The organism is Humidesulfovibrio sp., from assembly GCF_031082295.1.
Classification (GTDB): Bacteria; Desulfobacterota; Desulfovibrionia; order Desulfovibrionales; family Desulfovibrionaceae; genus Humidesulfovibrio.
In genome coordinates, this window is record NZ_JAVHLD010000009.1 from 18740 (window position 1) to 39507 (window position 20768).

Here is a 20768-nt window from a genome sequence, read left to right on the forward strand (position 1 = left end):
CGATCCGCCCCCTACTCGCCGATGATCTTGCCGGGATTCAGGATGCCCTTGGGGTCAAGGGCCTTCTTGAGGCGGCGTGAATACAGGATGGTGGCGCGGCTGGTCTCCTTCTCCATGTACTTGCTCTTGGCCAGGCCGATGCCGTGCTCGCCGGAAAGGGTGCCGCCGAGGCTCAAGGCCACGTCGAAGATCTCGTCGATGGCGGCCTCCACGCGGTGCCACTCCTCGGTGTTGCGGCGGTCGGTCAGGATGGTCGGGTGCAGGTTGCCGTCGCCCGCGTGGCCGAAGGTGCCGATGGTCAGCTTGTACTTGCCGGCGATGCCCTCAAGGGCGTGCATCATGGCCGGGATCTGGCTGCGGGGCACGGTGGCGTCCTCCAGGACGGTGGTGGGGGAAACGCGCGCCAGGGCGGAAAGAGCCGCGCGGCGGGCCTCCCAGACCTTGTTGCGCTCTTCGGCGTCCTTGGCCACCTGGATGCGCGTGGCGCCAAGCCTCTTGCAGATGGTCTCGACCTTCTCGGCCTCGTCCGCTACCTGGCCGGGGTGGCCGTCCACCTCGATGAGAAGCAGCGCCTTGGCGTCGACGGGAAGACCGGCGTGGGCGAAGTCCTCCACGGTGCGGATGGTGAAATTATCCATGAACTCAAGGGTGGCAGGCACGATCTTGGCGGCGATGATGGCGGCCACGGTCTCGCTGGCCTTGTTCACGTCGTCGAAAATGGCCATCATGGCCTTGGCGGCCAGGGGCGGCGGGGTCAGCTTCAGGATGAGCTTCTCGAACACGCCGAGTGTGCCCTCGCTGCCCACCATGAGCCCGGCCAGGTTCAGGCCGGTGACGCACTTCACCGTGCGGGAGCCGCTCTTCACGATCTCGCCGTCCACGTCGAAGAAGTCCACGCCCATGACGTAGTCCTTGGTGACGCCGTACTTGAGCCCGCGCAGGCCGCCCGCGTTCTCGGCCACGTTGCCGCCCAGGGTGGAGACGGCCTGGCTGCCGGGGTCCGGGGGATAGAACAGCCCGCGCGCGGCCACTTCGGCTGCGAACTTGGCGGTAATGACGCCGGGCTCGACCACGGCGTAGAGATCGGCCTCGTTGATTTCAATAATCTTGTTGAGGGCGTTGGTCAGGACCACCACTCCACCCTTGCTGGGAATGACGCCGCCGGAGAGGTTGGTGCCACTGCCGCGCACAGTGAGAGGCAGGCCATGCTCGTTGCAGAGCTTGACGATCTTGCCCAGGACCTCGCGAGACTGGGGGCGGACCACAAGGCCGGGCAGCACGGGCTCAAGAACCGCTGCGTCATAGGCGTAGGAAAAGCGATCAGCCTCGCTCTCCATGACATTGTCCTTGCCCACCAGAGCCTGGAAGTCTTTGAGCAGCGCGTCGTTCATGCGTTGATCTCCTGGATGCGGTATGAGCCCACGTGCGGGCTTTGATTGCTGATCGGCCTATCGCAACTAGCGTGCCATTACTGAATAACATCATTTCAAAACAGAGAGATACACTATATTCTACGCTCCAGCCAGGGCTTCGCGGATATATTTGTCCACTATTTCAGACGAGAGAATCCGACCAGATTGGGAGGATGGAGGACAACGGGCGAGCGCTCACCCCTGGCAAAGGGGTTTCGAGACAAATAGTCAGGGGAAAGCGGGACGGAAGGGGGTGTCCGAGAAATCAGACAGACCCGGAGGAACCCACGGGATCAGCGGAACCGACCCCTGGGCCATCGGCCGAGAGATTCCATTTCTTGAGCAGGGCGTAAAGATGGGAGCGCGACAGCCCGGAGGCCTCCATGGCCTTTTGCATGTCGCCCCCGGTGCGCCGGAGCAGGGTCTCCAGGTAGCGGCGCTCCAACACGTCCTTGCAGGACTTGAGGGTGTCGTTCATGGCCTGGGTGAGCTCCGGCCAGGTGTCGCAACAAGGCGGTTCGACCGGCTCTTGTGGTTGACCATTCTGCTGAAGTGAGAGCGGCTGGGCGGCCGGCTCGGGGGAAGCGTCGGAAGCCGGACGCCGCAGGGAGGCCTTGGCGACCTTGATGCGGATGTCCTGCGGCAGATGCATGGAATAGAGCGTGCGCGCCGCGCCGGAGGCCACGAAGGCCTGTTCCAGCACGTTGAACAGTTCGCGCACGTTTCCCGGCCAGGGATATCCCTCCAGCACATGGAAAAAGTCCTGGTCGAAGCCCTTGAGCGGCAGTCCGTACTGCTCGCACAGCTGCCCCACGCGGAACACGCACAGGGGCTTGATGTCCTCAAGACGCTCGCGCAGGGGCGGCAAGGATATGGGGATGGTCTTGATGCGGTACAGCAGGTCGCTGCGGAAGCCCCCCTGCTCCACCATGGCGTCCAGGTCGCGGTTGGTGGCGGACATGAGCCGGAAGTCGCTTTCGACCTCCTGGCTGGCTCCCACGGGCCGGAAGCGGCGCTCTTGCAGCACGCGCAGGAAGGCCTTCTGAAGATTGAGCGGCATCTCCCCCACCTCGTCCAGGAAAAGGGTGCCGCCGTCGGCCAGCTTGACCAGGCCGACGCGGTCGCTGTCGGCGCCGGTGAACGCGCCCTTCCGGTGGCCGAACAGGGTGCTCTCCACCAGGGTCTCGGTGAGGGCCGCGCAGTCCACCACGACAAAGGGCTTGTTGGCGCGCGGGCTGTTGCGGTGGATGGTGCGGGCGAAAAGCTCCTTGCCGGTGCCCGTCTCCCCGGTGATGAGCACGCTTGAGACCGCGCCCGCCGCGCCCGCCACGGCGTCGAAGCAGACGCGCATGGCCCTGCTCCTGCCCACCACGTCCTCCATGACGAGGGCCACGGGGCCGCACGTTCCGCGCTTGCCCGCGCGATACTTGAGCGCGCGCTCAAGGGCCAGAATGGTCTCCTTGATGGGCGAGGGCTTGAGCAGATAGTCCCAGACGCCGCCCTGGATGGCCAGCTCCGCGCCGTCCGGGTCGCCCCGGCCCGTGAGGATGATGACCTCGGGCGAGTCGTGCAGGGCCTTGATCTCCGAGAGCGCGTCCAGGCCGTTGCCGTCGGGCAGGGTCACATCCAGAAAGACGATGTCCACCCCGCCCTCGCGCAGGCGCGCAAGACCGGCGGCGATGGAGCCCACCGCCTCTCCCGCATGGCGCGTGCGCCGCGTGAGGGAGAGCAGGGTCTCGCGGACCTCGGCATCGTCGTCTATGATGAGAATGTTGCCCATGCGGCACTCCGATGGAAGGCTTTGCGCATGCATTAGCAAACTGTGGGCCAAATAGCCAAATGGCCGCTCAAGAGGGGGGATCTCTCCCCCCTCAGGGCGGCTGGTATTCTGGACTAGGCCATGTGCGTCCCGGCGTCAATGGCAGGTTGTGCCGACTCCGGAGGCGATGAGGCGGGGTTTTGGACTAGCGGTTGCCGGAGCCGGAGCCCTGGCCGCCCTGCGGGCGGGCGCCCTGGGGGCGGTTGCCCTGGTAGCCGGTGCCCTGCGGACGGGCGCCCTGGGAACGCGCAGCCTGCGGACGGCCGTAGCCGGGACGGTCGGAGCGGGGGCGGTCGCCGTAGGGGCGGTCGCCGCGCGGACGGTCGCCGCCGCTTCTGTCGGAGTTGTAGATGTCGTCGCCGGGCTGCATGGGGCGGTTGGAGTAGCCCACGGCGGGCCTGTCCGAATTTCCGGACGAGCTGCCATAGGAGTTGCCGCCTCCGGAATTGCCCTGGGACGAACCGCCGTAGGAACGCTGAGGACGGCCCTGGCCCTGCGGGCGGTTGCCGTACGGACGGCCCCGGGGCTCCAGCGGCGGACGGTGGAATTCCTTCTCGCCGGCGGGCACGGGCTGGTTGTAGTCGAAGCCTTCCAGCTTCATGCGGGTCAGCGGCTCGCGCAGCAGCCGTTCGATGGCGCGCACCATGGAGACGTCTTCGCCGGTGACGAAGGTGTGGGCGGAGCCGGTGCGCGAGGCGCGGCCGGTGCGGCCGATGCGGTGCGTGTAGGTCTCAGGCGTGCTCGGCACGTCGTAGTTGACCACGTGCTCGATCTGGCTGACGTCAATGCCGCGGGCGGCGATGTCGGTGGCCACCAGCACGCGGAAGCGGCCGGAACGGAAGCCGTCCATGGCGTACTTGCGCTGGTTCTGCGACAGGTTGCCCTGGATGGACGTGGCCGAATGGCCGATCTTGGCCAAGGTCTCGGCCAGGCGCTTGGCGCGGTGCTTGGTGCGCGTGAACACCAGCACGGCGCCGGCCTTGTTGCGCTCAAGCAACTCCTGCAACAGGCGGGTCTTCAGGTGCTGGGCGATGGGGTAGATGGCGTGGCTGACGGTCTCGACCGGGTTGCTGTTGCCAGCGCGCACGATCTCGGGATCGGTCAGGCACTCCGCGGCCAGGCCGCGGATGGCGTCGGGCATGGTGGCCGAGAAGAGCATGTTCTGGCGCTCTTTGGGCAGGGCCGCCAGGATCTTCTTGATGCCGGGCAGAAAGCCCATGTCGAACATCTGGTCGGCCTCGTCCAGCACGAGCATTTCCACGCCGGAGAGGTCAACGGTGCGCTGGCTCATGTGGTCCAGCAGGCGGCCCGGGCAGGCCACGACGATGTCCGTGCCCTGGCGCAGGGCCTGGAGCTGACGGCTCATGGCGCAACCGCCGTAAATGGTGGTGCTGCGGATGCCGGTGGCGCGGGCGAGGTCCATGGCGGACTCGTGGATCTGCTCGGCCAGCTCGCGGGTGGGGGCAAGGATCAGCGCGCGGATCTTGCGGCGCGGGCCGGCGGGCTTGTTGGCCAGCAGGCGGTTCAGGATGGGCAGCAGGAAGGCCGCCGTCTTGCCGGTGCCGGTCTGGGCCAGGCCCATGAGGTCGCGGCCCTGCATGACCGAGGGCATGGCCTGGGTCTGGATGGGGGTGGGGGTCGTGTAACCCAGGGCTTTGATGTTGGACAGGATCAGGGTCGGAAAACCGAAAGAATCAAAGGTCAAAGTAGGTCCTTTGTAAAAGAGGGGCCGCGCGGCGCAAAATGCGCCAGACGGCGGCGAAGAGCGTATCGAGATGCGGATGCTGCGGGCCGGGATTCAGGACGGCTCAATCGGGGCAGTGGTCGATTCGGCAGGGGAACTGAGGTGTTGGTGGCGGGCTATGCAGCAGTGCCGCGCCTCTCAAGATCGTATGCCGCGCCGGGGATTGCCCCCGGACTCGGGGTAAGTAAGGGGGATGGGAGGGGTTGTCAAGGTTTTTATATACCGGACCTAACGATTAACTGGAGGCGGCTCCTTTACAGGCAAGCCCTCTTGCACTATCAAATACAACAAATCGCAATAAGGAGTTGGCGGTTATGACTGAACAGTTCAAAATCAGTTTTTCTCAGCTATCACAGTCTAAAGCCTACCAAATCCAAGCAGCAAATTGGTGCAAAGCACACCTATTCGTAGTCGTTGCGGTCGCCGGTGCAATATCATTATTTAGTGATACTAGGCTTGGATTCAAGTGGGTGTGGGTTTTTCCATCTTTGTTTTTTGGCATCCCGATCATCGTTTCGCTCCCCACAATGCTAATCTTCGTTTGGCTTGTGGTCCAGCAATCTGGCCATATGAAGTACGAACCTTTCCAACCGCCCATGCCAGCAGACACCATTGGCCGCGCCCTGAATATCATCAAATCGGGATGGTCTTGGATAAGTATGGCACTATCCGGCTACGTGGCATTCTTATTCATAAAGTGGGCGGGCTCTTAAGCCACCCTCATCACTCTCCCAACTCCGCCCCCAACTCCGCCAAATACCCCCGCATGACCTCCACCCGGCGCTCGGCCTCGGCGCGGCCCGCGGCGGTCTGCATGGTGGCGGCGGTCTTGAAGAGCTTGCGGTAGAAGTGGTCCACGGTGAACAGGCCGTCGTCCGGTTCGCGGTGCGCGCAGAAGGGGTCGACAGCGCTGTAAAAGGGCCGGTTCATGGTGCCGGAGCACGCGAAGCAGCGCGCGATGCCGATGGCCCCGATGCCGTCCAGCCGGTCGGCGTCCTGCACCACCTTGGCCTCCAGCGTCTGCGGCGCGATGTTCGCGCTGAAGCTGTGCGCCTCGATGGCGTGGGCGATGGCGACAAGCATGGCCTTGGCGTCGCGCCTGGGCGAGTTCGGGACGGCGGGCGCGTGGGGGTTGGCGGCGGCGGGCGGGTAGCCGATGCTTAAGAGGTACGCCCGCGCAGCCTGGGCCGCCAGGCGCGAGGCCTGGTTGCGCAGGGGGTCGTCCTTGGCCACCACGACGTAGTCGTGCAGCCAGGCCGCAGGGATGACGATGGCGGGGTCCGCGCCCTCTGCGGCGCAGATCTTCTTGGCTGATGCCACCACGCGCTCCAGGTGCAGGATGTCGTGGGCCGGGTCGCAGGCCCCGGCAACGGCCAGCCGCGCGGTCAGGTGCGCGCGCAGGGTGGTTTCCAGCTCGACCAGGTCCCGCGCAAGGGGCATGGCTATTTGCCCCCGTCCACGATGACCAGCTTGCCCTTCTTCTCGCCGCGCTCGATCATGCGCTTCAAGTCCTTCTGCCACTTCGGCCCGCCGAGCTTCCCGGCCAGGTGCTCCGTGGTGTGCAGCACATCGTTTGGCCTGTGCATCTGCATCAGGCAGCGCTTCACGCCGATCTTGCACGAGGGGCAGCCCACCAGCACGGGCGTGTCGCGGTAGGCCTTTCTGGAGTCGGGCCGGGCCAGGTCCAGCGCCAGCTGCTCCTTCTTGCGGTCGCGGATGCGGTTGTAGATGGCCGGGCTGGTCAGCGCGCCCAGGCCGGACTCGCCGCAGCAGCCGGGCGAGAGCCGGACCTTGCCGCCCAGCGCGTCAGAAAGCGCCTTGCGGTAGATCTCCGGGGCCTTGACCTTGGGCACGTCCACCCACTCCGCGTGGCAGGCCGCGTGGTAGAGCACTTCGTCGTCACCCTTCGGGACATCCAGGCGGCCCAGCAGGAACTGCACGATGTCCTGGTGGCGCAGCGGCTCGGAGAGCTCCTGGGAGAAGTCGTAGGTCTCGATGGCCTCGCGGCAGGTGCCGCAGCTGGTCACCAGGGTGGTGGCCTTCATGCCCGCGCGGCCGGTCTGGATGAGGGTGTCCAGGATGGCCTGGATGGTGCGGTGGCGGTTGGTGCCGTAGGCCTCTGTGCAGCCGCTCGCCAGCAGCGGGTAGCCGCAGCACAGGTGGCGGTCGGGCAGCACCACGTTCACCCCGGCCTTGAGCAGCAGGTACACCCCGGCCAGGCCGATGTCGTGGCTGAACAGCCCCGCGCCGCAGCCGGGGAAGTACAACACGGTGTCGTCATAGGCCGCGGCGGAGGACCGGAACAGCGAGTGGTCCTCAAGTCCCAGCTCCTGCGACAGGTTGCGCAGGTCGATGAGCGGGCCGGGGCCTTGCAGGGCCGGGCTTTCCAGCCGCTTGCGGAAATGCCCCGGCACCAGGCCCAGCACGCTGTTGGCAGCGGCCTGGCCGAGCGACAGGAACTTCGCCACCTTGGGCAGGCGGTTCGAGGGGTCCTCGGCAAGGTGCGACAAAAGCGCCGTCTTGATGGGATGCCCGCCCTTGCCCTTGTACTCGAGGAAGGAGCGTATCTGCAGCGCGGCCCCGGCGGAGTCGATCTTCACCGGGCACACGCCCTGGCATTTGCCGCAGGCGGTGCAGTGGTCCATGATGCGCCGCAGCTCGTCGAGCAGGGCCGGGGCGGGCTCGCCGCCCTGCACCTGGGAATAGTAGATGGCCTCGGTGAGCGCGCCCAGGCTCAGGTTCTTGTTGCGCGGGTGGAACAGCAGGCCGCGCGCGGGCGAGTACATGGGGCACACCTGCTTGCACTTGCCGCAGCGCGTGCAGGTCTGCACATGCTTCAGCAGGTCGATGAGGGTCTCCTTGTCCTTCAGCGCGGTCTTCTGCAAGTCGCCGATGAGCCGGTTAAAGGAGAAGGTGTAGGGCTCCACGGGCAGCGCGCGGCGGGTCAGCTTGCCGGGGTTCAGCACGTCCGCCGGGTCCACGATGCGCTTGTAGGCGGCCAGGGCGTCGATCTTCTTCTGGCCCAGGAAGGCGATCTTGGTGATGCCGATGCCGTGCTCGCCGGAGATCTCGCCGCCCAGGCGCAGCACCTCGGCAAAGACCTCGTCCACGGCCTCATAGGCCTGGGCCAGCATCTCCGGGTCGTTGGAGTTCACCGGCACGTTGACGTGGCAGTTGCCGTCGCCCGCGTGCATGTGGTTGGCGATAATGATGCGCCGGGCCTGGGCGTCCTGGTACAGGGCCTCGATGTCGCGCTCCAGGCGCGGGTAGCGGTCCTTCAGTTCGTGGAACAGCAGGCGCACGCCGCTTGCCAGCTCCTCGTCGGAGAGCTCGCCGGCCGTGGTGCGCTTCTGCAGGATGTACAGGCAGCGGTCGAGCCCGAACTCGATGTCCGGGTCGTCGACGTGGACTCCAGGCAACTCACGGACAGCCAAAAGGGCCTTGCGCGCCACCTTGGCCATGTAGATGAGGTTCAGGTTCTCCAAAAACTCCGCAAAGCCGGGGATGGCCCGCATGGGGATGACCACGTCCTCGTTGACCTTGAAGCCCGAGGTGCGCCGGGCGATGGCCGAGAGCTTGTGCCGGTCCTCCCAGAACAGCTCGGCCTCGCGTTCGTCGCGCGCGGCGAAGATGTCCACGCCCGGATACGGCCTCGCGATGGCCAGCACCGCGTCAACGGCGTCGTTCAGCGCGTCCTCAACGTCGGAGTCAAGCTGCAGGATGAGCACGCTAATGGGGTCGCCCTCGTACTGCTCCGACTTCTTCTTGTACTCGATGGCCTGCACGTACTTGGTGCCGAACTCCTCCAGGGCCGAGATCTTCACCAGGTCGCCCTGGGCGCGGATGGTGTCGCGCAGGCCCACCACGTCGCCGATGACGAACATGGCGTTCTTCATGCTGCGTCCGAAGAACTCCAGCACCAGCACGCGCGAGTATTTGGGCTTGTGGTGCAGGGTGAAGGTGCATTCGGTGATGATGCCGTCCACGCCCTCCTTCTGCACGCCGGGCAGCCCGCCCAGGTACTTGTTCGACACGTCCTTGCCCAGGCCCGTGCCGCGCACGTCGGTCCCCGCGAGGATCACGGCGTCCTTCACCTCTCCACGCTCGTCCAGAATCTCGAAGGCCGCGGTCTCGCCCTCGAAAATCTTGTGGCCGGGGTGGTTGTTGCGGCGCACGGTGATGACCTCGCCACGGGGGGTGACCATGGTGAAGGAGGCGATGTTGTCGATGGTGGTGCCGTACTCGAAGGCGAACGGCCCGCCGGAGTTCTCGGAAATGTTGCCGCCGAGGGTCGAGGCCGCCTTGGAGGCCGGGTCCACGGTGAACAGCAGGTCCTGCTCGGCCGCGGCCTTGATGGCGTCCAGCGTGATGACGCCCGCCTGCGCGGTGAGCAGCATGCGGTCGGGGTCGATGTCGATGATCTTCTTGAAGCGCGCCAGCGACAGGACCACGGAGCGCGAGAACATGGGGATGGCCCCGCCGGTCAAGCCCGTGCCGCCGCCGCGCGGGATGATGCCGAAGGAAAGCTCGTTGGCCAGCTTGACGATCTTCTGCACCTGCTCCGTGGTCTCGGGGAACAGCACGAACAGCGGCAGCTCCAGGCGCAGGTCGGTGGCGTCGGTGGCGCACTCGATGCGCGTGTTGGCATGCGCGCCGATGAGCTCGTCGGACAGGAATTCCTGAAGCCGCGCCTTGAGCACCTGGGCAAAAGCCTGATCGGCGTCGTAGCGCTCCCAGAAGCTCGCAACGGCCCCCGCCAGCACGCGGGGGAACTCGCCGGACAGGCTGGGACGAGCGATGGACAGCTTGCGGTCCACGCTCTGGCGCACCAGCTCCGCATCCACAAAAGGATTGTAGCGCACCAGGAACAGCTCGGCGGCCAGGCTCACGGCCAGCTCGCGCACGCCGTCGGGCCATTGGGCGAAACCGCCCTCCTCGGGCGAGGCCTCCAGGCCCAGCACCCGTGTCAGGATGCGTTCATCGGAAATGGAAATATGCGGACCGATCAGCGGCATGTGGCGTCAGCTCCAGGCGGATGGGTTTTCTGCGTGTTGGTTTCAGGCGTTGCGGGGACGGCTTGCTCATGGTGCGTGCGCGAACTGGGACTATAGGTCCGGGCCAGACGCTTGGCAAGTGTGGCTGACACAGGTTTCCCGCGCCGCTTTACAGGCAGGGGCAGTCCGAGTATGGGACTGGTTTCGCGCGCCGCCCGGCGCACGCTGAACATTCTTCTACCACGAGGTGATTCGCCCATGAGCACCCAGGATTTTGCCGAACTGCAACTGTTCATCACCGGCCCGACGTTTATTCGCCCGGAGGTCCGCCAGGCGGGCCTGCTGCCCGAATTCGGCCACCGCGACTCCGAGAACAACAAGCGCTTCAAGCCCGTCATGGAAAACCTGAAGAAGCTTGCGGGCTGCGGCGACGACTACAACGTCATCATCTTCAACGGCTCCGGCTCCAGCGCCATGGAGGCCACGGTGCGCTCCCTGGTGGCCGACGACGAGACCGTGCTGAACGTGTCCGTGGGCGCCTTCGGCGACCTGTACCACAAGATGGCCGTGGTCAACGGCAAAAAGGCCGTGCAGCTCAAGTTCGCCGCGGGCGAGGCCATCGACCTGGGCAAGCTTGAGGCCGCGCTCGCCGAGCACAAGCCGGCCTGCGTCACCTTCACCCACAACGAGACCTCCACCGGCGTCACCAACGACATGAAGGCCGTGTGCGCTCTCGTGCGCAAGTTCGGTGCCCTGCCCCTGGTCGACGGCGTGAGCATCTTCGGCGGCGCGGCCATCGACCTGACGGGTTCCGGCGCGGCCACCTACGCCACCAGCACCCAGAAGTCCCTGGCCCTGCCCGCCGGCTTCGGCCTGCTCTTCGCCACGCCCGAGGCCATCGAAAAGGCCAAGACCGTGAAGAACAAGGGCTTCGCCACAGACATCGTGGCCCAGCTTGGCCGCGCTTCCAAGAACCAGACCCTGACCACCCCCAACTGCACCCTGGCCAACCAGATGTGCGTGCAGCTGGACTACATCGTGAACACCGAAGGCATCGCCAACCGCTTCGCCCGCCACGAGAAGATGCGCGGCATGGTGGCGGACTTCGTGGCCAGCCTGCCCGGCTTCGAGCTGCTGGCTCCGGAAGGCCACCGCTCGGCCACCCTGACCGCCGTGCGCGTGCCCGCTGGCGTCACCGTGGCGGAACTGAAGAAGGTCAAAGAGGCCATGCGCGCCAAGGGCTACCTCTTCGACCCCGGCTACGGCAAGCTGAACACCGAGCTTGAGGAAAAGGGCCAGCGCGTGCTCATCCGCCTCGGCCACATGGGCGACATCACTCCGGAGATGCTCGCCAAATACCTCGAGGCGCTCAAGCCTGAACTGGTCAAATAGGGGGAGATGACACATGCGTATTCTTGCCAATGACGGACTGAACGAAGAAGCCGTCGCCCTGCTCAAGAAGGAAGGCTTCACCGTCGAGACGGAAAAGCGCAGCACCGAGGACCTCCTCGGCGAGATCGGCGACTTCGACGCCCTGCTCGTGCGCAGCGCCACCAAGGTCACCCGCGCAGTCATCGAGGCGGGCACCAAGAACGGCGGCAAGCTCAAGATCGTGGGCCGCGGCGGCGTGGGCACGGACAACATCGACCTCGAGGCCGCGAAGGAATGCGGCGTCATCGTCAAGTTCGCGCCCAACGGCAACACCAACGCCACCGCCGAGCACGCCCTGGGCCTGATGTTCGCCATTGCGCGGCGGGTGCCCATGGCCCACCACTGCCTGAAGAGCGGCGTGTGGCACAAGAAGCGCTTCGCCGGAAACGAGCTGCACGGCAAGACCCTCGGCGTCATCGGCTGCGGCCGCATCGGCCAGTCCCTGGCGGGCAAGGCGCTGGGCATCGGCATGAAGGTCGTCGGCTATGACCTGTACCGCATGCAGGACTCCAACGTGGAGTACCTGGACAGCATCGACGACGTGCTGAAGGTCTCCGACTTCATCAGCCTGCACACTGGCGGCAAGACCGCCATCATCACCGAGCGCGAGTTCGCCCTGATGAAGCCCACCGCCTACCTCATCAACGCCTCCCGCGGCGGCAACGTGACCGAAGCCGCCCTGTACAACGCGCTGAAGAACGGCATCATCGCCGGTGCCGCGCTGGACTGCTACGAGAAGGAGCCCAAGCTTGAGGGCGAGGCCTTCGCCTGCTCCCTGCACGAGCTCGACAACATCGTCATGAGCGCGCACCTGGGCGCCAGCACCAAGAACGCCGTGCGCAAGACGGGCCTGGAGATCGCCGAGGTGGTCACCAAGTACCTGCGCCGCGGCGACTTCGGCAACTCGGTGAACGTGGGCGAGACGGTCGAGGAAGAAGGCAAGCGCATCTACTCGCTGTTCATCACCCACGAGGACAAGCCGGGCATGTTCGGCAAGTTCGGCACCGCCCTGGGCGACCTCGGCATCAACATCCGCGAGAACAACTCCCGCTTCCTGTCCGACTCCGTGCAGACCGTGTACGTGGTGCACCAGGAGCCCACGGAGGCCGTGCGCGAGAAGCTCATGGCCATCCCCGGCGTGAAGCGCGTCACCTTCTAGTCCAGTCGGGACGAATCGCCAAGGCCCCTGCCCGGTTAGCCAGGCGGGGGCTTTTTTGCGCCCACGATCATTCCTGTGGACTCCGACCACAAGTTATCATGCAGCGCCCTGATATGCCGGAGAATCACCTGCTCTTGTGTCAACTTCTGCACAAGTGCGCAATCATATCCGCTCATTTTGGTCGGATATGTGCGATAAATTGCACACGCCCACATGCAGAGAATATGAACCAACTGAATTAACAGAATAAAACGTATGGCACGGCGTCTGCAAAGTAGAGAGTAACCAACGTCGCCATCCGCTTTCCTGGCAGGACGGCCAGACCAAGGAGAAATCTCATGAAGCGCACTACCCGAATCCTCGCCGCAGCCGTGGCCACTCTTGCCCTGACCGCCTCCCTCGCCCTCGCAGCCGAGGTCGCGACTCCTCGAACCGACGCCAGCCCGACTTCGACCTGGCAGCACATGAGGGACACCGCCTCCGGCTACATGGGCCAAATCGGCTTCGGCCACATGGGCGGCAATGGCCACATGGGCGGCAACGGCTACGGCCACATGACCAAGGCCGACTTCGACGCCATGCACCAGAACGGCATCGGCCACATGCGCGCCAGTGGCCACATGGGCGGCAACGGCTACGGCCACATGAACAACCCGGACCGCTCTTTCTAAAAATATTAACCCACAAGCCTCGGCGATGCCTTTCCAAAGGTCGCCGAAGCTTGTATTGTGTTCAAAGCTCGATCATTGTCAGCAACAACCGCAAGCGGCAAAGAGTCGAACGTGCCAGGCTTATCTGGCGAAAACCCTCAATCCAAGAGAGCCAAACACATGAAGCGTTTCCCCACAATCCTCGCCGCAACCTGCACCGCCCTGCTTTTGAGTTCCTCGCTGGCCCTGGCTGCACAGGCCCCCAAAAAGGCCAAGGCTGTCCCTGCTGAGCCTGCTCACGCCACCCATCAGCAGCACGGCGCCATGGGCGGCCAGATGGGCCTGGCCGGGCTTTCCCCGGAAAAACAGGAGCTGGCCCGAACCATCATGAACGCTCACCGCGACGCCCTGTTCCCGCTGCAGCAGAGCCTGTACGCCAAGAACGTCGAACTGGAGGCCCTGAACGCCGCGGGCAACGGCGAGTCCGAAAAGGCCAAGTCCGTCATCCGCGAGATCGGCGACCTGAACGCCAAGGTGCTCATCGAGAACGGCGCGTTCCGCACCCGCCTTGTCAAGGAAACCGGCCTGCGCACGGCTCCCAAGGGCCACGGCATGATGGGCGGCGGAATGATGGGCGGCGGAATGATGGGCGGCGAAATGAAGTGCCCCATGATGGAGAAGATGATGGGCGGCATGCAGCACGGCGCTGCCCCGGCCGCTCCCGCTGGCAAGGCTCCGGCCAAGGCCGCGGCGCACGACACCCACGCAAACTAGCCCAGCCCAGTAAAGTTCAGCATAATGCAGGCGGCTCCACCGAAAGGGGGGGGGCCGCCTTCTCGTTCAGACGAGACGAAACGACAAAGCCCCCCCAGGAACGACCTGGACGGGGGCTTTCATTTCTTGTGTGACGGGCCTTAGGCCGTCAGGCCGCCTGGAGATGCCCGCCGCAGACAAGGCTGCGTCCCTGCTTGAGCGCCAACTCAAAGGCCTCTTCCTTGTCAACGCAGGTGGAGTCCAGGGCGATGACCGTGCCCGTGTCTGCCCCTGCGCGATGACGCCGAGCGGAAAGGCCGGGCGAGAACAGCCCCCCGGCCAGCTTTATGGCAAACGGACGGATCTCCCAGCCATCAAAGAGCTGCATCCGGCCCGTGAACACTTTTCTGCCGAATTGTCTCATGACGCGCTCCCGAGAGTTTGCGGGGCGGCTTGGGCCACCGCCCCCTGGTTTCCCGTGCCCGCTTTCCAACGGGCTGCACCCGGCACCGGCCTGCGGACAGCGTTCTTCAGAGTGGGGGGAGCGTAACCTCCGGCTGTCCTGCTAAGATGGAAGCCCTGGCCGTTCCAGGCATCGACCTTGTCGCAGGTCAGGACAGCTGCGGCGCAATGCTCAGGCAGTCGGAGCGGTAGGCGCAACCGCCCTGGTCGCAGTAGCCGTCCCTGGCCGTGGCGAAGCAGTCGAAGTGGCCTTCCTGGCGCTGAGCCAGACGCACGGTTTCGACACGTGCCAGCAGCGCTTCACGCCCCTTCCGGCCGGACGACGGTTTGGCCGCAGGCGCCCTCTTTGGCTGCGTCCCTGCCGAGGCTTTCGGCTTCGCGGCAGATGAGGGCCTCCTGGCCGGAGGTGATGTGCTCATTTGGGCTCTGTTCATGATCGTTCCCCCCCTGTTCCGGTTTCACTGACCACAGCGCGAACAATGGCGCCCAACTATCCTTCGATCTTGATCTTCTGCGCGGGCGGGGAGGGCTCGGCCTTGGGCAGGGTGACGTGCAGCACGCCCTTCTCGAACTTGGCCTTGATGCCCTTGGGGTTCACCTTGGACGGCAGGGGCACCGCCCGGGAGAAGCTGCCATAACTTCGTTCGATGCGGTGGTAGTTGTCCTTCTTCTCCTCGCCCTCGAATTTCTTCTCGCCCTTGATGAGCAGCGTGCCGTTTTCCAGGCACACGTCCACGTCCTTGGCCTCCATGCCGGGCAGTTCGGCGTCCACCCTGATCTCCTTCTCGGTTTCCGAGACGTTGACCACAGGGTACGCGGCCTTGCCGCCGAAGAAGTTTTTCTGGAAGTCCTCCATGAACGGAGAGAGGCCAAAGGGCTTGCGCCAGAAGTCTTCCATCATGTCGGCGATGCTCACGGGGCGCAGGGCCTCTTCCGAGCGCCGACGCAGGCTGGGCAACCACTCTTTCAACATAACAACACCTCCTGCTTCAGGTTACCAGAATTGACCGGAATAAAAGGACATTCCAGCAAGACCAATAGTCCCGACACGAGCGGGGGGCATCTCTGATTGTGAAATTAATTATTTTCAGAAATTAGGCAAGATGTGTTTATTGGGCGCAAAAGCACTGCGGCATAACAGCCTGCAGGCAAAGAATAAATATTTTCGGGCAACGCGTCGCCAGCTTGGCCCGAGCACATGGACGGCTTCGGCCGTTCTTTCCAGCCCGGCTCAAGCAAAAAAAACGGCGACGCCCATCAGGACGTCACCGCTCGGATCCCACTCCCGCCAACCCGCACCCGCCCAGTGCTGGAAACGGAAACCTGCCTGCCTAGGGTCGCGGCTCCGGCAGATTCCAGGACGGACCGTAGCGCAAAAGCTCCTGGCGCGGCAGCTGCGCCAGCACCGGGGCGCGCCCCGCGTCCAGCCAGCGCAGCACCTCCAGCATGGCCTGGGGGTCCATGCTGGTGCAACCGGCCGTGCCCATGCCCTGCCCCTTCCAGATGTGCATGAAGATGCAGGATCCGCCGCCGGGCGCAACGGGATCCAGGTTGTGCCGCACCAGCGCGCCCAGGCGGTACTGGCCATCGGCGCGGAGCATGTCCTCGGCGCTGGTCCAGTCCGGCTGCGCCACAGCGCTCTTTTCGACGAAAAGGTTGTAGTGGCGCGACTGGACGTCGTCCACGCAGACGAGGTTCGCATCCGCACGGAGCATGGGCAGGCGCGTGGGTCCGGCCTCTGCCGGATCATAGGCGAAGCCGGTGCCCACCGCGAACAGTCCCGCGGGCGCGCGGCCATCGCCCTCGCGCTTCACCGGGCCTGGCCCCAGGGCCACGCCGTGCAGGCCGCGCCCCCAGCCAAGCCCCTTGCGGCCCAGGTTCACAGAAACGGGAGCGCCCACCTGAACCCAAGTCCCGCCGGCTTCCGCGCGTTCATATCGGCGCAGCTCGCCGGTTACGGAGTCCCAGCCGTCGGCGGTGACGAGCAGCAGCTGCCGGGCTGGGCCGGTCATGTCCGCGCCGCCGAAGGGACGGGGCTGTCCCCCCGCGCAGCCGGGGCAAAGCACTGCGATCACCAGAAGCACCAGCATCACGCGAAACGAGGCGTTGGCATTGTGCGCAATCATCGCTCTCTCCATCTCGACGGTCGGGGTCGGCTATTTGGGCAGGATGAGGTTGCCCTCTGGGCCGTGCTCAAAGAAGGGCACGTTGACGGCCTCCCAGAGGTGTCCGTCAGGGTCTTCAAAATATCCGGAATAGCCGCCCCAGAAAGCCTCCTGTGCGGGCTTGGCAATGCGCGCGCCAGCGGCCTCGGCCCTGGCCATGAGCTCGTCCACGGCCTGGCGCGTGGCGCAATTGCAGGCCAGGGTCACGCCATCGAACAGGGCGGGATCGCCAACACGCTCCGGGGGCAGGCAGGCGTCCTCGGCCAGGGCTTGGCGCGGATACAACGCCAGCACCATGAGCCCACATTGGTAGAAGCTGATGTGCTCGTTGCTCGCGCTGGACGGAGCCAGGCCCAGGCCCTGCTCGTAGAAGGCGCGGGAGCGGGCCAAATCGGCCACTCCCAGGGTCACGGTGGACAGGTGCAGGTTCATGCGGACCTCCCAGGACTATTTGGCGGACAGCACCATCTCGGCCAGGGCGTTCACGGCGCTGGCGGCCAGGGCCGAGCCGCCCTTGCGGCCCTCAATCGTAATGTAGGGGGCGATGTAGGGGATCTTCGCTTGGGCCATGAGCAAGGCCTTGGACTCCGCGGCGTTGACGAAGCCCACGGGCATGCCCACGATAAGCGCGGGTTCGGCACGTCCAGCCTCAATATGCTCCAGCAGGCGCAACAGCGCGGTGGGCGCGTTGCCGATGACCCAGATTGCCGGCCCCTTGGGGGCGTCCAGCCGCTCCACGGCGAAGTCCACGGCGGCGCGGGCGCGGGTGGTGCCCTGGGCCTGCGACAGCGCCAGGACCCCGGGGTCGCGCATGAGGCAGCGCACGGTGCAGCCAAGCGCGCTCATGCGGCGGTCGGGAATGCCCGCCCGGGCCATTTCCGTGTCGGTGATGAGCGTGCAGCCGCCAGCCAGGACGCGTTTGCCCGCCTCCACGGCCTTCGGGTGGAAGCGCACCAGGTCCAGCAGGCCGAAGTCCGCCGTTGTGTGGATCATGCGCCGCACCACCAGCCACTCGTCGCCCGCAAAGGCGCGCGGCTCCGGCACCTCGGACTCGATGATGCGCATGCTCTCCGCCTCGATGTCCTCGCCCCTGCGGATGTCCATGATCTCTGGGCCAGTCATGCGCCGCCTCCCGTGGTCAGTTCGGAAATCATCCGCACCGAAGCCGAAGCCCCGAGACGGTTCGCCCCGGCGGCCAGCATGCGCAGGGCGTCGCCAAGGGTCTTGAGGCCGCCGCTGGCCTTGACGCCGACCTGGGGGCCGACGACGCTGCGCATCAGGCGGATGTCGGCCTCTGTGGCCCCGCCGGGACCGAAGCCCGTGCTCGTTTTGACGAAGGCCGCGCCCGCGTCGACAGCCAGGCGGCAGGCCAGCTCCTTCTCGGCGTCGGTGAGCAGGCAGGTCTCCAGGATGACCTTCACCGGGGCAGGCCCGCAAGCCCGCACGACCTCAAAGATATCCTGGCGCACGGTGGCCAGGTCACCGGCCTTGAGCGCGCCGATGTTCTGCACCATGTCCACCTCCGCCGCGCCCTGCTCCACGGCCAGCCCGGCCTCGCGGGCCTTGATGAGTGTCTGCGCGGCGCCGAGCGGAAATCCGGCCACGGTGATGGCCAGCACCGGGGAACCGCGCAGCGTGCGCGCGGCCAGGGGCAGGTGCCAGGGGTTCACGCACACGGACTTGAAGCCGTGGCGCACGGCCTGGGCGCACAACCGCTCGATGTCGTCGGGCGTGGCGTCGGCCTTGAGCAGGGTGTGGTCGATGCAGGCGGCCAAGGCCGCCGCCGTGGGCGGAACCGGCTGGTCCGGTGAAGCATCCATCAGCGGCCCCTGGCCTGATAGCGCGCCAGATGCCGCTCCATGCGGCGGCTGAAGGCCGTAAGCACCCAGCAGATGAGGAAATAGAGCACGGCGATGGCCAGGAAGATTTCGGCCGGGGCCACCACCTCGCGGTTGTTGATCTGGGTGGCGGCCTTGGTCAGCTCGTTCACGCCGATGATGTACGCAAGCGAGGTGTCCTTGGTCAGGCTCACGAACTGGTTTACAAAGGACGGGATCATGTTGCGCAGGGCCTGGGGCAGGATCACATACCGCATGGCCTGGCCGCGCGTCAGTCCTGAGCAGCGGGCTGCCTCCATCTGCCCTTTCGGCAGGGCGATGACGCCGGCGCGAACGATCTCGGCCACGTAGGCCCCGGTGAAGACGATGAAGGCCATGAGCGCGCTGTGGAACTCCGGCAGGTTGTAGTCGAAGACCACCGGCCCGAGAAAATAGAACCAGAAAATGACCATCAAGAGCGGCGTTCCGCGAACGACCTCCACGTAGATCATGGAGACGACTCGCAGCAGACGGCGCTTGGACAGGCGCATGAGCCCGAAGCCAAGCCCGAGCCAGAAGGCCCCGAAGATGCCGAGAACGGCCAGCATGATGCTCGCGGCGATGCCGCCCAGCGGCCCGTTCGGATAGCTGCCCCAGAGCAGGTAGTCCAGATTGTTGTAAACGATATCCCAACGCACGACGTTCCGCCTAGTACCTGAGCTGATGCAGGAAATGCTTGTTGTACATGGTGATGGAGAAGGACACGGCCAGCGACACGGCCAGATACAACATGGTCGCCACGGTGAAGGCCTCGAACCCGTGGAAGGTGAAGCTCTCCACCTGGCGCGCCTGGTAGGTGAGCTCCATGACCCCGATGGTCATGACCAGGGACGAGTTCTTGAGCAGGTTCAGCATCTGCGAGATGAGCGGTGGAATGACGATGCGGAAGGCCTGGGGCAGAATCACGAAGCGGTAGGCCTGGAAGAAGTTCAGGCCCGTGGCTCGGGAGGCCTCAAGCTGGTTCTTGGGGATGGAGAAGATGCCCGAGCGCAACTCCTCGGCGATGAAGGCCGAGGAATACACCGTGAGCGCGATGGTGCCCGCCGCGAACTCGAAGTCCTGCTTGTAGAGCCACTGGTTCACGGCCTTTGGCAGAAAGGCCTCGCTGCCGAAATACCAGAAGAAGATCTGCACCAGCAGCGGCGTGTTGCGGAAGAACTCGGTAAAGGCGAGGCTCAGCCACTCCAGCGGCTTCACCCTGGACAGGCGCATGACCGCAACCAGGGTGCCAAGGGCAAGGGCGCAGATGCCCGCGATGCCGGAAATCTTGAGCGTCAGGACGAAGCCGTCCAGCAGCCAATCCCGGTACTCGCCCGTGAGCACAAGGCTCCAGTTGAATTGATATCCCACGAACTCTCCGCAATTATGAACGCGGGGCGCGGCCAGCCGCGCCCCGCAAGTGCATCACACAGGTCTAAATTGGCCGCCAGGCCGTTACGGCCAAAGCTCCATCTTCCAGGTCAGGGGGATGTGGTACTTGGTGTTGGGTCCCATCCACTTCTCATACAGCTTGGCGTACTCGCCGCTGCGCCACATCTCGATCAGGGTGTTGTTGACGAAGTTGCGGAACTTGGAGTCGTTCTGGGGAACGCCCATGCCGTAGGGCTCCTCGGTGAAGGTGCCGCCCACGATCTCCCAGGCGTCAGGGTTCTCGTCCTTGTTCTTCAGGCCCACCAGGATGGAGGAGTCGGTGGTGACGGCCTCGACCTTGCCCTGCTTGAGCGCCAGGAAGGCCGGGGGGTAGTCCTCAAAGGAGAGCACCTGGGCCTGGGGGTTGGCCTTCATGACGTTTTTCTCGGAGGTTGAGCCCTTGGCGGTGCCGACCTTCTTTCCGGAAAGGTCCTTGACGCTCTTGATGGAGCTGCCCTTCTTCACGAGCAGCGACTGGCCGTCCATGAAGTGGGTGATGGTGAAGTCGATCTGGCTCTCGCGCTCCTGCTTGTGGGTCATGGTGGCGGCGACGATGTCAACCGAACCCTGGGTCAGCATGGGAATGCGCGTGGAGGAGGTCACGGGCTTGAGTTCAAGCTTCACGCCCATCTTGTCGGCGATGTACTTCAGGAGGTCGATCTCAAAGCCGACGAGCTGTTTGTTGTCGTCCACGAAGCCGAAAGGCGGGGTGGCGTCCTTGACGCCGGCAACGAGCACGCCGCGCTTCTTCACTTCATCGAGCCGACTGGTCTGGGCGCTGTCCGCCTTCTTCTCGCCGGATTTGCTGCCGCCGCAGCCGGTAACGCCCAGGGCCAGGGCCAGGGTCAGGGCCAGGGCCACAAGCAAGGTCTGCTTTTTCACATCCGTCTCC

The 20768-nt window shown here is 65.1% G+C and carries 20 protein-coding genes; 5 read left to right on the forward strand and 15 right to left on the reverse strand.

Translation table 11 applies throughout. The features are described from left to right. Window positions 1-11: 11 nt before the first annotated feature. The 3 genes from RDU24_RS06830 to RDU24_RS06840 all read right to left on the reverse strand — a co-directional run bounded on the left by RDU24_RS06830 (window position 12) and on the right by RDU24_RS06840 (window position 4936). Window positions 12-1391 (reverse strand): FAD-binding oxidoreductase, encoded by a 1380-nt coding sequence (locus RDU24_RS06830; protein ID WP_308735002.1) that lies wholly within the window; start codon window positions 1389-1391, stop codon window positions 12-14. A 286-nt stretch (window positions 1392-1677) separates the two neighbouring features. Next, a complete protein-coding gene (locus tag RDU24_RS06835) occupies window positions 1678-3192 on the reverse strand; it encodes a sigma-54-dependent transcriptional regulator (RefSeq protein ID WP_308735003.1) in 1515 nt (504 codons plus the stop codon). Window positions 3193-3376: 184 nt separating this feature from the next. Next, window positions 3377-4936, reverse strand: a complete 1560-nt coding sequence (locus RDU24_RS06840) for a DEAD/DEAH box helicase (protein WP_308735004.1) — start codon at window positions 4934-4936, stop codon at window positions 3377-3379. A gap of 353 nt (window positions 4937-5289) precedes the next feature. On the opposite strand from RDU24_RS06840, the gene RDU24_RS06845 reads away from it, so the two are divergent. Next, window positions 5290-5688 carry a hypothetical protein gene (locus RDU24_RS06845; RefSeq protein ID WP_308735005.1) on the forward strand — a complete coding sequence of 133 codons (399 nt, stop codon included), beginning with the start codon at window positions 5290-5292 and terminating at the stop codon, window positions 5686-5688. Window positions 5689-5698: 10 nt separating this feature from the next. On the opposite strand, the gene RDU24_RS06850 is transcribed toward RDU24_RS06845, so the two are convergent. Both RDU24_RS06850 and RDU24_RS06855 read right to left on the reverse strand, forming a co-directional pair. Beyond that, complete coding sequence (locus RDU24_RS06850; RefSeq protein WP_308735006.1) at window positions 5699-6415, reverse strand: HD domain-containing protein; 717 nt, start codon at window positions 6413-6415, stop codon at window positions 5699-5701. A 2-nt stretch (window positions 6416-6417) separates the two neighbouring features. Beyond that, window positions 6418-9990: an FAD-binding and (Fe-S)-binding domain-containing protein gene (locus tag RDU24_RS06855; protein WP_308735007.1), complete on the reverse strand. Its 3573-nt coding sequence runs from the start codon at window positions 9988-9990 to the stop codon at window positions 6418-6420. A 237-nt stretch (window positions 9991-10227) separates the two neighbouring features. Between RDU24_RS06855 and RDU24_RS06860 the strand changes: the two genes are divergently transcribed. The 4 genes from RDU24_RS06860 (at window position 10228) to RDU24_RS06875 (ending at window position 13983) form a co-directional block, all read left to right on the forward strand. Next, on the forward strand, window positions 10228-11361 hold the full coding sequence (locus RDU24_RS06860; protein ID WP_308735008.1) for a pyridoxal-phosphate-dependent aminotransferase family protein: 1134 nt from the start codon (window positions 10228-10230) through the stop codon (window positions 11359-11361). Window positions 11362-11374: 13 nt separating this feature from the next. Beyond that, on the forward strand, window positions 11375-12559 hold the full coding sequence (locus tag RDU24_RS06865) for a phosphoglycerate dehydrogenase (protein ID WP_308735009.1): 1185 nt from the start codon (window positions 11375-11377) through the stop codon (window positions 12557-12559). Between the two features lie 338 nt (window positions 12560-12897). Then, window positions 12898-13230 carry a hypothetical protein gene (locus tag RDU24_RS06870; RefSeq protein ID WP_308735010.1) on the forward strand — a complete coding sequence of 111 codons (333 nt, stop codon included), beginning with the start codon at window positions 12898-12900 and terminating at the stop codon, window positions 13228-13230. Window positions 13231-13389: 159 nt separating this feature from the next. Next, window positions 13390-13983, forward strand: coding sequence for a periplasmic heavy metal sensor (locus tag RDU24_RS06875; RefSeq protein ID WP_308735011.1), 594 nt, complete (start codon window positions 13390-13392; stop codon window positions 13981-13983). 148 nt (window positions 13984-14131) lie between these two features. On the opposite strand, the gene RDU24_RS06880 is transcribed toward RDU24_RS06875, so the two are convergent. The 10 genes from RDU24_RS06880 to RDU24_RS06925 all read right to left on the reverse strand — a co-directional run bounded on the left by RDU24_RS06880 (window position 14132) and on the right by RDU24_RS06925 (window position 20758). Next, window positions 14132-14386, reverse strand: coding sequence for a hypothetical protein (locus tag RDU24_RS06880; RefSeq protein WP_308735012.1), 255 nt, complete (start codon window positions 14384-14386; stop codon window positions 14132-14134). A gap of 187 nt (window positions 14387-14573) precedes the next feature. Further along, window positions 14574-14699, reverse strand: a complete 126-nt coding sequence (locus tag RDU24_RS06885) for a hypothetical protein (RefSeq protein WP_308735013.1) — start codon at window positions 14697-14699, stop codon at window positions 14574-14576. A gap of 215 nt (window positions 14700-14914) precedes the next feature. Continuing rightward, the gene (locus RDU24_RS06890; RefSeq protein ID WP_308735014.1) at window positions 14915-15397 is read right to left on the reverse strand and encodes an Hsp20/alpha crystallin family protein; all 483 of its coding nucleotides are present in this window, start codon (window positions 15395-15397) and stop codon (window positions 14915-14917) included. Window positions 15398-15755: 358 nt separating this feature from the next. Further along, window positions 15756-16550 (reverse strand): L,D-transpeptidase family protein, encoded by a 795-nt coding sequence (locus tag RDU24_RS06895; protein WP_308735015.1) that lies wholly within the window; start codon window positions 16548-16550, stop codon window positions 15756-15758. 30 nt (window positions 16551-16580) lie between these two features. Beyond that, window positions 16581-17021: a VOC family protein gene (locus RDU24_RS06900; RefSeq protein ID WP_308735016.1), complete on the reverse strand. Its 441-nt coding sequence runs from the start codon at window positions 17019-17021 to the stop codon at window positions 16581-16583. A 15-nt stretch (window positions 17022-17036) separates the two neighbouring features. Further along, the gene (locus tag RDU24_RS06905) at window positions 17037-17711 is read right to left on the reverse strand and encodes a precorrin-8X methylmutase (RefSeq protein ID WP_308735017.1); all 675 of its coding nucleotides are present in this window, start codon (window positions 17709-17711) and stop codon (window positions 17037-17039) included. Beyond that, entirely contained in the window at window positions 17708-18409 is a 702-nt protein-coding gene (deoC, locus tag RDU24_RS06910; RefSeq protein ID WP_308735018.1) for a deoxyribose-phosphate aldolase, read from the reverse strand. The genes RDU24_RS06905 and deoC overlap by 4 nt, the downstream gene beginning before the upstream one ends. Beyond that, window positions 18409-19104: an amino acid ABC transporter permease gene (locus tag RDU24_RS06915; RefSeq protein WP_308735019.1), complete on the reverse strand. Its 696-nt coding sequence runs from the start codon at window positions 19102-19104 to the stop codon at window positions 18409-18411. The genes deoC and RDU24_RS06915 overlap by 1 nt, the downstream gene beginning before the upstream one ends. A 10-nt stretch (window positions 19105-19114) precedes the next feature. Then, complete coding sequence (locus RDU24_RS06920; protein ID WP_308735020.1) at window positions 19115-19816, reverse strand: amino acid ABC transporter permease; 702 nt, start codon at window positions 19814-19816, stop codon at window positions 19115-19117. A gap of 84 nt (window positions 19817-19900) precedes the next feature. Then, window positions 19901-20758: an ABC transporter substrate-binding protein gene (locus RDU24_RS06925; protein WP_308735021.1), complete on the reverse strand. Its 858-nt coding sequence runs from the start codon at window positions 20756-20758 to the stop codon at window positions 19901-19903. Window positions 20759-20768: the final 10 nt, after the last annotated feature.